The sequence below is a fragment of the Qipengyuania nanhaisediminis genome, assembly GCF_045862805.1.
Taxonomy (GTDB): Bacteria; Pseudomonadota; Alphaproteobacteria; order Sphingomonadales; family Sphingomonadaceae; genus Erythrobacter; species Erythrobacter nanhaisediminis_A.
In genome coordinates, this window is record NZ_AP025760.1 from 817,939 (window position 1) to 829,721 (window position 11,783).

Here is an 11,783-nt window from a genome sequence, read left to right on the forward strand (position 1 = left end):
GCCTCTCAAGTGGCGCCGTAAAGGCCGTTGGACACCAATTGCTCGGCATAGCGCAGGCCGGTGCGGATCGGGTTGGCGGGCAGCGGAGGTGCCGGTTTGCGGGCCTCTGCGGCAGGCGGGTGGTCGCGGTAACAGGCCGAGCGCACGCCGGGCATCATCCGGATTGCGCGGCACAGCCCGTCGAACCGGCGCCGCACGATCGGGTTCTCACGCCGAGAGCGGCGATTGACGAGCTCGAAACTGTGCGTGACGAGGGTGAAGCAGGTGCGCCCATTGGCCTGGGCGTGCCGGATCGCGGCGGTCATTTCCGCCAGGGTCAGAGCGGTGATCTGCGCGTGGCGTTGGCCCCCGCCATGGGTGCCGATCGTCCCGACAGGCACTTCTGTCACCCCGCAATGGTGCACCGGGTCGCGTGCATCGGGGCCCAGGCTTATCCGGCTCGCGCCATCGCCCAGAGCGGGGCAGTGGCTGGTGTCGTAGGCAAGGCCGAGCCGCGCGAGCGCGCGCAAGGTGTCGTCATTGGCGCCGTAATTGCCGGCACGAAAGGCGACCGGGCGCGGTGCACCCGCGGCCACCAGAGTGTCGCGGGCGAATTCGAGGATCTCTGTCTGGGCATCGCAGTCGAAATCATAGAGGCAGCGCCCGGTCCCGACCCTTGCGAGCGGACCGCCGGGCCGCGCGTGCGAAAGCCACTCGGTATGGCAGTGCAATTGCACGTCCTGTCCGGCATCGAGGATGGGGCCGACGATATCCTCGATCGCCGCGGTGCCCCAGACGAGCGCCGGCATCGGGTCCACGAAGAAGCTCGCCCGGATCCCGTATCTGGCGAACATCGCCAGCTTGTGCGCGATACCAAAGGCGCCGCTCGCGGTTTCGCCCTTGATCGAGCGCGCAAAATTGTCGGCACGGTCAGCGTCGCCGGTGCCGTTTACCAGGCCCGAGGAATACTCGGTGTCGATGGTGATATAAACGCGCGTCATACCGCGCAGGAGCCTAGGCGCGAATGGTTAAGGCCGGGTGATTGCGGATCAGATGCCGCCCGGAGTGAAGTCGTATCCGTGCGTGGCAAGTCCGTCGGTCAGGCTGTCCACGCAGCTTGCAAGATCGCTGGCATCGGTCGAGCGGATGACGAAATTCGCGCCCACGCGCCCGTCGCGGAAGAAAGGATAGGAGCCGATCTGGCAGTTCGCGTGCGCGTCCTCGACCTCCTGAAGCAGGTGTGCGACCTCGCTTTCGGCAGTCCAGCAGCCGATCGTCTCGGACAGCAGCGGCGCGCCGCCCTCGAGCTTGCCGGTCAGCGCGTCGAGCATGCCTGCGGTGATGTGCGGGACACCCGCCATCAGGATCACGTTGCCGCGGCGGATTCCCGGTGCGCCCGACATGCGGTTGGGAATGAGTTCGGCACCTTCCGGCACGCGCGCCATGCGCAGCCGCCCCTCGTTGAGACCGCCCTTGTCGGCATAGTAACGCTCGAGGATGGCGCGCGCCTCGGGATGGATGACAACCGGCACACCCAGCGCCTCGGCTATTGCGTCGACGGTGATGTCATCGTGCGTCGGGCCGATACCGCCCGTGGTGAAGAGATAATCGTTGTCCGCGCGCAGATCGTTGACCGCAGCGATGATCCGTTCGGCAATATCGGGCACCACCCGTACTTCGGCCAATCGGATGCCCTGCACCTGGAGCCAGCTGGCGACCTGCGCGATATTCTTGTCTCGGGTGCGGCCCGACAGGATCTCGTCACCGATGACGACGAGCGCGGCGGTCCAGATTTTCTCAGGCGGGTTCATGCGGCGCTGTCTAGGCGAAACCCCGTAGCCACGCCAAGCTCATTCGGCAGCCTCGAGCTGGTCCTTGAACGCCGTCGCCTGCGTATCGGCGCGGCGGAATGCGAGCAGACCGTCATCGACCGGGTCGCGCGCCATGCGCTTGCGATCGACCACGTATTCCTGATTGAGCCGCCAGGGATATTCGACCGAATTGCGCGGCATGATGTGCTTGGAGCGCTGGATGTAACCGGACGAGAAATCGAAGATATCGTCCTCGACGATTTTCGCTTCGTCTTCGGGCGTGAGGACCGGCACCGCGATGTCGCTGCCGGTCTTGCGCATATGGTTGAGCACCCGGCAGACAAAGTCCGAATTGATATCGGCGCGCAGCGTCCAGCTGGCATTGAGATAGCCGAAAACCACCGCGAGATTGGGCAGGTTCGAGAACATGCAGCCCTTGTAATAGAACCGCTCGTGGAAATGGACCGGCTCGCCATTGTGGCTGACCGCGATCTTGCCCGCGATCGCGAGCTTGAGCCCGGTTGCGGTGATGACGATATCGGCATCCAGATGTTCGCCGCTGGTCAGGCGAACGCCGCCCTTTTCGAAGGCCGCGATATGACCAGTGACGATTTCGGCACGTCCCGATTTCATCGCCTCGAACAGGTCGGCATCGGGTACGAGGCACAGCCGCTGGTCCCACGGGTCATAGGGCGGGCTGAAACTGTCCTTGTCGAACCGGTCGCGCCCCAGGGCCTCCTCGATTTTCTTCCAGAGCGTTTCCTTGACCTTTTCGGGCTTCTTGCGCGCGAGCTTGAAAGCGTAATCCTGAAGCCAGATATTCTTCGCCCGGGTGATCCGGTAAGCGAGCTTTTCTGGCAGGATCTTGCGCAGGATATTGGCAAGGCCATCCTTTGCCGGGCGCGAGAACATCCATGTCGGCGTGCGCTGGAGCATGGTCACGCATTCGGCCTTTTCGGCCATCACCGGGACGATCGTCACAGCGGTCGCGCCCGAGCCGATCACCACCACCTTCTTGCCAGCATAATCGAGATCTTCGGGCCAGAATTGCGGGTGGATCACCTGGCCTTCGAACGCGCCGAAATCGAAACCCGGATCGAAAGGCTCGTCGTAATCGTAATAGCCCGATCCCAGGTAAAGGAAATTGGCGGTGAGACGGCTGTGCGAACCGTCAGCGCGCTCGATCTCGACATGCCAGCGCGCCTCGTCATCGCGAAAATCGGCCGAGATGACCTTGTGCCCGAAGCGGATATTTTCGCGTATTCCCCGCTCGTCGACGATGCGGTCGAGATATTCGAGAATGGCCGGCCCGTCGGCGATCGACTTCTCGTGTGTCCAGGGTTCGAAATCGAAGCCGAGCGTATGCATGTCGCTGTCCGAGCGGATGCCCGGATAGCGGAACAGGTCCCAGGTCCCGCCGAGGTTTTCGCGCCGCTCGACGATGGCGTAGGAATGGCCCGGCGCCTTGGCCGCCATGTGCGCCGCCATGCCGATGCCGGAAATGCCGGCGCCCACTATCAGCACGTCGAAATCGGGGGGTGTTGCCAACATGCGTCTCTCTCTTGCCCTGTTGGGCGTGATGTAAACACAGCGCAGCGGCAAAAGCGAGTCTTGATAGCAAAATGAAACTGACTTGTGCGATCAATCCCGCTAGCGCAGCGCGCATGACCAATGCACCCCTCGCGCGGCTGCGCGCGCCCGCCTTCGCCAGCGCTTTTGTATCGACCCTTGCCCTGACCGCGCCCGCTTTGGCGCAGGAGGATGCCGTCGCAGAGGGCCAGGAGGACACGCCCGAGATCGTGGTGACCGGCGAAGGGCTCGAACCGGCGCTGTCGAACATCGTCTATTCGACCGTGACGATCGAGCGAGACGCGATCACCTCGAGCGGGTCCGGACGCATCGAGGAAGTGCTCGCCAATGTTGCGGGTTTTCAGCAATTCCGCCGCTCGGACAGCCGATCGTCCAATCCGAGCGCACAGGGCGCGACGCTGCGATCGCTGGGAGGCAATGCGACGAGCCGCGCCCTGGTGCTGCTCGACGGGGTGCCGGTCAGCGACCCATTCTTCGGCTACATCCCGTTCAACGCCATCGCTCCCGAGGCGATCGGGCGGGTGCGGGTGACGCGCGGCGGCGGATCGGGACCGTTCGGTGCAGGCGCGCTGGCCGGCACGATCGAGCTCGAAAGCGCCGGCCCCGCAATGCTCGAACCGGTGGCGGCCAGTCTGCTCGCCAATGATCGCGGCGAAACAGAGGCGGGCGCGGTCGTCACGCAGCCGCTCGGAGGCGGATTTGGCCAGGTGACCGGGCGCTGGGACCGCGGGCAGGGCTTTTTCACGACCCCTGCAGGCCAGAGAGTGCCGGCGAGCGCGCGCGCCGGGTTCGACAGCTGGAGCCTTGGCCTGCGCGCGGTCGCGCCGATCGATCCCGACACCGAACTGCAGGCGCGCGTGACCCTGTTCGACGACAACCGTACCTTGCGCTTTGCGGGCGCGGATTCGTCGAGCGAAGGGCAGGATGCGAGCCTCAGGCTGGTGCACCGCGGCGAATGGGCGCTCGACGCCATCGCCTATGTGCAAAGCCGGAATTTCTCCAACGAGGTCATCAGTTCGTCCCGTTTCGTGCGAGTGCTCGACCAGCGCAACACGCCATCGTCCGGGATCGGCGGCAAGCTCGAATTGCGCCCGCCGATTGCCGAGGGGCACGATTTGCGCATCGGCGCCGACTATCGCCGCGCTACCGGCGAATTGCAGGAAGAAGCATACAGCGCCTTCACCACCCAGCTGCGCGAGCGCCGCCGTGCAGGCGGGACCAACAGCAATCTGGGCATCTTCATCGAGGATGACTGGGAGATCGGGCCACTGGTGGTGACCGGCGGCCTGCGCGCCGATCACACGCGGATCGAGGATGGCTTCTTCCGTGCGCGCGATGCGGGCGGCCAACTGGTGAGCGAGACGATCGCCCCCGACCGGTCCGACTGGACGCTGAGCTGGCGCGCGGGCGCAAGTTTCTATGCAAGCCGCCGGCTCGACCTGCGCGCAGCGGCCTATACTGGACTGCGCTTACCCACGCTCAACGAGCTGTACCGCCCCTTCGTCGTGTTCCCGGTGGTGACGCAGGCCAACGCGGCGCTCAAGAACGAGCGGCTCGAGGGGTTCGAGATCGGGCTCGGCTGGCAGCCCGTCGATGCTGTGGTGATCACGCTTACCGCGTTCGACAACGAGGTCGAAAACGCGATCGCCAATGTCACGGTCGCGCCCAATTTGCGCCAGCGTCAGAACCTGCCGGCAATCGAGGCGCGCGGTTTGGAAGGAGCGCTCGCGGCGCGTTTCGGCTCGGTGAGCCTCGATGCCTCGCTCGCCTGGACCGACGCACAGATTGCAGGCGAGGGCGCTTCGCTCAGCCTTGACGGCAACCGGCCGCCACAGACGCCCGAACTCGCCGTAAGCGCGACCCTTGCCTGGGAGCCGCGCGAAGGCGTCAGGCTTTCGGCGACCGCACGCCATGTCGGCCCCCAGTTCGAGGATGACCAGGAAAACGACCGCTTGCCGAGCGCGACCACGTTCGACCTGTTCGCGCAGATGCCGCTGGCCGGCCCGATTTCGCTTACCGCCCGCGTCGAAAACCTGTTCGACGAGACAATCGTGACCCGCAATGCAGGCGGAGCGATCGATCTGGGAGCGCCACAGACCTTCTGGCTGGGGTTGCGCATTGGCCTCTGACCGACCGGTAAATACAGCGTGGTGAAACTAAATTGCAGTGACCAGGCAAAGATGCGCAGCATTACTGCTTAGTCCTGCAAATTGTGGCATTTTTGCTACTGTCGCGCGACAACCGCCATCGTGACTCTTGGCAGGACCGGTTGCGCTGTTAGTCTCCGCAGCCGGAGAGCCATGACCCGGGAAAGCCCGGCATGGAAAGTGGAGAGGACAATCGATGACACGCAAGCTTGCAGCATATGCAGCCGGCCTCATGGCCTGCAGTTCGTTCACCGCCCCGGCATTTGCCCAGGACAATGACGAGGAAGCGCAGCCCGAAGCGCGCAGCAACGTCATCATCGTGACCGCAACCCGCCGCGCCGAAGACGTGCAGGATATTCCGATCGCGGTCACCGCGGTCACTCCCGAAGCGCTCGAAAAGCAGGGCGTGGTCAACGTCCAGAATATCACCCAGGTCAGCCCCAGTTTCTCGACCTCGAGCGCGCAGATCGCCTCGGGCTCGGTGGTCCTGCGCATTCGCGGGGTCGGCACGACCTCGAACAATATCGGCTTCGAAAGCGCGGTCGGCATCTTCATCGACGGCGCCTACCAGTCGCGCCCGGGCGTCGCGCTGAGCGAGTTCGTCGATATCGAACGCGTCGAGGTGCTTCGCGGTCCGCAAGGCACGCTGTTCGGACGCAACACCTCTGCTGGCGCGCTCAACATCACAACCGTCGCGCCCGATGTCACCGAATTCGGCGGCTTCGTGAACGCCTCCTACGGCAATTACGACCTGATGAGCGTCCAGGGCGCGGTCAACGTCCCGGTGATCGAGGACACCATGGCGATCCGGCTCACCGGTGCCTATCGCGACCGTGATGGCTTTGTCGATCTCCTCGATCCCAACGGCAACAAGATCGGCGAATCGAACACGATCGACCAGTTCCTCGTGCGCGGCCAGATCGGGTTCGAGGGCGATAGCGGCATCCGCGTCCGCCTGATCGGCGATTACTCCGAAAGCGACAACACTTGCTGCGCCGCGGTCGAACTGCTCGCCAGTCCCAACGAGACCAACGGCGTCTATGCCGCACTTGGCCTGGGCCCGCGCGGCGGCAATGCGCACACCCAGCCTGCCACTACACCCTTCGACCAGTCCGCCGCCGAAGCGGCGCTTGGACGGCGCACGGCTACGGTCAACCGCCTGCCGCTGGCATCGGTCGAGCAATGGGGCCTGACAGGCGAAATCCAGATCCCGATCGGCGACAATGCCGACCTCATCTATATCGGCTCCTATCGCGACTTCGATTCCGTCGAGAGCTACGACACCGATTTCTCGGGCCTCGATTTCTTCGATGTCGACAATCTCAACACCCAGATCGAGACCATGACCCACGAATTGCGCTTGCAGGGCGAGGCGATGGACGGCGCGCTGCAATGGCTGGTCGGCGGCTATTTCTCCGACGAGAAGATCGAGGCGGTGACCAATTTCTCGCTCGGAAGCGACACCGATCCCTTTTACGGGGCGTTCGTTGGCGGGGCGTTCGGCCCGGCTCCGATCCAGACGTTCACCGGGGTCAACCCGGCCGGCACGACCTCGACCAACCGCTATTTCCAGGACGCGGAAAGCTGGTCGGTGTTCACTCACAACGTGCTCGAAGTGGCAGACGGGCTCAAGCTCCATGCCGGCCTGCGCTGGTCGGACGAGAGCAAGAACGGCGGGTATCAGCAGCTCGCCAACAACAATCCCGCCTGCCTTTCTGGCATTCAGCGGCTCCAGGGCGGCCAGTTGCCGGGCGCTCTGGCACCGATCATCATCGGTCTGGGCTGCTTCGGCTTCACCGCCCCGGCGATCGGCCAGCCCGGCCTTCCGCTGCCGCGTGAATACGATGTCAATTTCAGCGACGAAGAGCTGATCTATACCGGCAAGGTCTCCTATGAGTTCGACGCGCCGGTGACCGCTTATGCAAGCTTCACGCACGGTTACAAATCGGGCGGTATCAACCTCGACGTGACCGCCGCGGTCGACGGGGCTGATCCCACCTTCCTTTCCGAGGAGGTCGATGCCTACGAGCTTGGCGTGAAGGCGCTGCTGCTCGACGATGCGGTCACTCTCAACCTCGCCTTCTTCCACGAGGAATTCGACAATCTGCAGATCCTCGAGTTCACCGGGGCCGCCTTTGCGACCTTCAACGTGCCCGAGGCGATCTCGACCGGTGTCGAAATGGAATCGATCATCCGGCCGGATGAGAATCTCACATTCAATCTCGGTCTGACCCTGACCGATGCGCGCTATCCGGATGATTGCGCAGGAACCATCACCGCGCCGCAGGTCACCGAATTGTGCGGCAACGAGCTGACCAATGCGCCCGATATCGTCGCTATCGCCGGGATGAATTACGAGCGCGACATCGGCACCAACCTGATGTGGTTCTTCAACGGACAGGTCCGCACCGAAAGCGATCGGCGCACCTCGACCCAGGCGAGCAACCCGGGCTCGAACGGCGCGATCCTGCTGCCCTATGACATCCAGGACGGCAACACGAAGCTGAACCTGCGCGCCGGCATCGGAGCCCAGGACGAGAGTTGGATGCTCGAGGTCTGGGGCGTCAATGTCACCGATGTCGTGACCCGCGGGGTGACCTTCAACACCACACTGCGCGGCAGTCCGGGCTACACTGCACGCTCCTCCTTCATCCAGGAGCCGCGCACCTATGGCGTGACGCTGCGCACCAAGTTCTGAGCCTTGGGGCCAGAAACCGAAAAGGGCGGCTCGGGAAACCGGGCCGCCCTTTTTCTTCAGGCTGAAAATCGCGGGCTTACATCGAGCGTGCGATCAGCATCTTCATCACCTCGTTCGAACCACCGAAGATGCGGGTAATCCGGCTGTCGCGATACATCTTGGCGATCGGATACTCGTTGATATAGCCCGCCCCGCCGTGAAGCTGCAGGCACTTGTCGACGACCTCGCTCTGCAGCTCTGTGACCCAATACTTGGCCATTGCCGCGGTCGCCACGTCGAGTTCGCCCTTCAAGAGCTTGGCGATGCAGTCATTGACGAAAATCCGCGCCGCGGTGCCGCGCGCCTTGAGATCGGCGAGCACGAACTGGGTGTTCTGGAAGTCCCAGATCGTCTGGCCGAACGCCTTGCGGTTCTTGACGTAGTCGATGGTGACATCGAGCGCTTTCTCGATGCCCGTCGCCGCGCCCATCGCGATCACGAGCCGTTCCTGTGCAAGCTCGCCCATCAACTGGTAGAAGCCTTTGCCCTCGACCCCGCCGAGCACGTTTTCGGCGGGCACGAAGACATTGTCGAAGAACAGTTCGGAAGTGTCGGCGGCATCCATCCCGATCTTGTCGAGCTTCTTGCCGCGCTCGAAGCCCTCGGCCCCTTCGGTCTCCAGCAGCATGAGCGAGATGCCCTTGGCACGTTCGGCCGGGTCGGTCTTGGCGACGACCACGATGAAATCAGCGGTCTGCCCGTTCGAGATATAGGTCTTGGCTCCATTGATCCGGTAGCCATTGCCGTCCTTCAGTGCCGTGGTGGTGATGCTCTGGAGGTCGGAGCCGACGCCCGGCTCGGTCATCGCGATCGCGCTGACCAGTTCGCCGCTGACAAGCTTGGGCAGGTATTTCTTCTTCTGCTCCTCGGTCCCGTGACGCACGATATAGGGCAGGATGATGGTGTTGTGCAGGCTGGCGGCAAAGCCATCGACATCGTGCTTCGCCTGCTGGTCGATGACCACGATGTCATGGCGGAAATCGCCGCCATGGCCGCCGTACTCCTCCGGCACCGACACGCCCAGAAGGCCGGCCTCGCCCGCCTCGCGCCAGAATTCGCGTTCGACCTGGCCGTCCTCGCGCCATTTCTCGACGCGTTTTTGCGGAGCGTGCTTCTGGTAGAACTTGCCAACCGCGTCAGCGAAGATCGCGATTTCCTCGTCCTGCATGAATTCCGGCTGCGGAACGTCGATGACCGACATGGCTTACTTCCCCTTCCAGTTGGGTGCGCGCTTCTCGGCAAAGGCGGCCGCGCCTTCGCGCGCGTCTTCCGAGACGAAGACCGGCGCGATCAGCTGCGCCTGCTTGGTATAACGATCTTCCATCGCCCAGCTGCGCGATTCCTTGATGATCTGCTTCGACACGCGCACCGCCAGAGGGCCATTGGCCGCGATCTTGGCAGCGAGCGCCTTCGCCCCGTCGAGGGCGGAGCCATCGGCAATCGTGTTGATGAGGCCGATGGCATGGGCGCGTTCGGTGCCCATGAAGTCGCCGGTAAGCGCCAATTCCATCGCGATCCGTTCGGGGATCTGGTCGGGCAGCATCATCACGCCGCCCGCCGCGGCGACAAGGCCGCGCTTGACTTCGGGGATGCCGAACTTGGCTTCCTTGTGCGCGACCACGAGGTCACAGGCGATCATCAGTTCAAGCCCGCCTGCAAGCGCATAGCCTTCGACCGCGGCGATCAACGGCTTTTTCGGCGGAGCCTGGACCACGCCGCCAAAGCCGCGCCCTTCGACCACCGGGCTTTCGCCGCGCAGAAAGCCTTTCAGGTCCATGCCCGAACAGAAGGTGCCGCCCGCCCCGGTAAGGATGCCCACGCGCAAGCCGTCGTCCTCATCGAGCCTGTCCATGGCCGCCGCGATCGCTTCGGATGCCGCCTTGGTCATCGCGTTCTTGGCCTCGGGCCGGTTGATCGTGACGATCAGCACGCCGTCTTCGGTTTCGGTCAGGACTTCCTGGGTATCGGACAAGGCTCTGTCTCCCTCGTGCAGATTGAGAATTGCGAAATGCAACTGATTTCTTGTGCGAGTGGTGCAGGGGCCTTACGGATACGTCAACCGCAATTTCGCGAAATGGGAGAAAGCCGCCATGGGCGAGGCATATATCATCGACGCAGTCCGCACGCCGCGCGGGATCGGCAAGCAGGGCAAGGGCGCGCTGGCCGAACAGCACCCGCAGCATCTGGCCGCGACCGTGCTCAAGGCGATCGCGACGCGCAACGATCTCGACACTGCAAGCGTTGATGACGTGATCTGGTCGGTGAGCACTCAGGACGGGATGCAGGCGGGCGATCTGGGCCGCATGGCAGCGCTCGATGCGGGCTACGACATCACGTCTTCTGGCACCACGCTCGACCGGTTCTGCGGCGGCGGGATCACCAGCGTCAGCCTCGCCGCGGCGCAGGTGATGAGCGGGATGGAGGATTGCGTCGTCGCCGGTGGGACCGAGATGATGAGCCTCACCGCTGCGATGACGAAGGAGAAGATGCAGGCAGGGCTCAAGCCGCCGATGATGGGCAGTTACAATGAGCGGCTGCAAAAGCTGCACCCGCAATCGCACCAGGGCATCTGCGGCGATGCGATTGCGACGATCGAGGGCTTCACCCGTGAAGAGCTCGACGAGGTCGGTTACCGTTCGCAGCAGCGCGCTGCCAAAGCGGTGACCAAGGGGCATTTCGACAGATCGCTCGTGCCGGTCACGCTCGACGATGGCAGCGTGGTGCTCGATCACGACGAATATCCGCGCCCTGAGACCACGATGGAAGGCCTCGCCACGCTCGAGCCGGCTTTCGCCAAGATCGCCGACGTACCACTCGACGCCAAGGGCACAACCTTTCGCGGTCTGATCAACCAGAAGTATCCCGACGTCGAGATCCGGCACTTCCACCATGCCGGCAATTCGAGCGGCGTCGTTGACGGCGCGGCCGCGGTGCTGGTGACGAGCAAGGCCTATGCGCAGGAACACGGGCTCACGCCGCGCGCGCGGATCGTCGCCACCGCGAATATGGGCGATGACCCGACGCTTATGCTCAATGCGCCCGTGCCTGCGGCGAAGAAGGTGCTCGCAAAGGCCGGACTGACGACCGACGACATCGACCTGTTCGAGATCAACGAGGCGTTCGCTGTCGTTGCCGCCAAGTTCGTGCGCGATCTCGGGCTCGATTGGGACAAGGTCAACGTCAACGGCGGTTCTATCGCACTGGGCCATCCGATCGGTGCGACCGGATCGATCCTGATCGGCACCGTGCTCGACGAGCTTGAACGGCGCGACCTCAAGCGAGGGCTGGTCACGATGTGCGCGGCGGGCGGCATGGCTCCGGCGATCATCATCGAGCGCGTCGACGGTTTCGTCGACTGAACGCGGGACCCAGGCGTTCGCGTCGCTGCATCGGGCGAACGGAGCCGAATGAGCGGCAGACCGGGTGGCGAAGCGCGCCAAGGCGTGCGCTTGGCCTTTGACAAATCTTCTCGCGCGGCGTATTTAGTTACAAACGTAACCAGATCCTGCAAGCGAGAGC

8 protein-coding genes are annotated in these 11,783 nt (G+C 63.8%); 3 read left to right on the forward strand and 5 right to left on the reverse strand.

Annotated features, from left to right (window positions below; genetic code table 11):
* Positions 1 to 5: 5 nt before the first annotated feature.
* Genes ACKTSM_RS04020 through ACKTSM_RS04030 form a run of 3 tightly spaced genes read right to left on the reverse strand, consistent with a single transcriptional unit; the run spans position 6 to position 3,341 of the window.
* Positions 6 to 980 (reverse strand): polysaccharide deacetylase family protein, encoded by a 975-nt coding sequence (locus tag ACKTSM_RS04020; protein WP_407875842.1) that lies wholly within the window; start codon positions 978 to 980, stop codon positions 6 to 8.
* Positions 981 to 1,028: 48 nt separating this feature from the next.
* The gene (locus ACKTSM_RS04025) at positions 1,029 to 1,790 is read right to left on the reverse strand and encodes a competence/damage-inducible protein A (protein WP_407875843.1); all 762 of its coding nucleotides are present in this window, start codon (positions 1,788 to 1,790) and stop codon (positions 1,029 to 1,031) included.
* 39 nt (positions 1,791 to 1,829) lie between these two features.
* Entirely contained in the window at positions 1,830 to 3,341 is a 1,512-nt protein-coding gene (locus ACKTSM_RS04030) for a flavin-containing monooxygenase (RefSeq protein WP_407875844.1), read from the reverse strand.
* Positions 3,342 to 3,454: 113 nt separating this feature from the next.
* Here ACKTSM_RS04030 and ACKTSM_RS04035 point away from each other — a divergent pair, with 113 nt between their 5' ends.
* Positions 3,455 to 5,509: a TonB-dependent receptor gene (locus tag ACKTSM_RS04035; RefSeq protein ID WP_407875845.1), complete on the forward strand. Its 2,055-nt coding sequence runs from the start codon at positions 3,455 to 3,457 to the stop codon at positions 5,507 to 5,509.
* A 214-nt stretch (positions 5,510 to 5,723) separates the two neighbouring features.
* Entirely contained in the window at positions 5,724 to 8,225 is a 2,502-nt protein-coding gene (locus tag ACKTSM_RS04040) for a TonB-dependent receptor (protein ID WP_407875846.1), read from the forward strand.
* A 76-nt stretch (positions 8,226 to 8,301) separates the two neighbouring features.
* Here ACKTSM_RS04040 and ACKTSM_RS04045 read toward each other — a convergent pair whose 3' ends face one another.
* Entirely contained in the window at positions 8,302 to 9,465 is a 1,164-nt protein-coding gene (locus ACKTSM_RS04045; RefSeq protein ID WP_407875847.1) for an acyl-CoA dehydrogenase family protein, read from the reverse strand.
* Between the two features lie 3 nt (positions 9,466 to 9,468).
* Positions 9,469 to 10,236 (reverse strand): crotonase/enoyl-CoA hydratase family protein, encoded by a 768-nt coding sequence (locus ACKTSM_RS04050; protein ID WP_407875848.1) that lies wholly within the window; start codon positions 10,234 to 10,236, stop codon positions 9,469 to 9,471.
* Between the two features lie 118 nt (positions 10,237 to 10,354).
* Between ACKTSM_RS04050 and ACKTSM_RS04055 the strand changes: the two genes are divergently transcribed.
* Positions 10,355 to 11,623, forward strand: coding sequence for an acetyl-CoA C-acetyltransferase (locus tag ACKTSM_RS04055; protein ID WP_407875849.1), 1,269 nt, complete (start codon positions 10,355 to 10,357; stop codon positions 11,621 to 11,623).
* Positions 11,624 to 11,783: the final 160 nt, after the last annotated feature.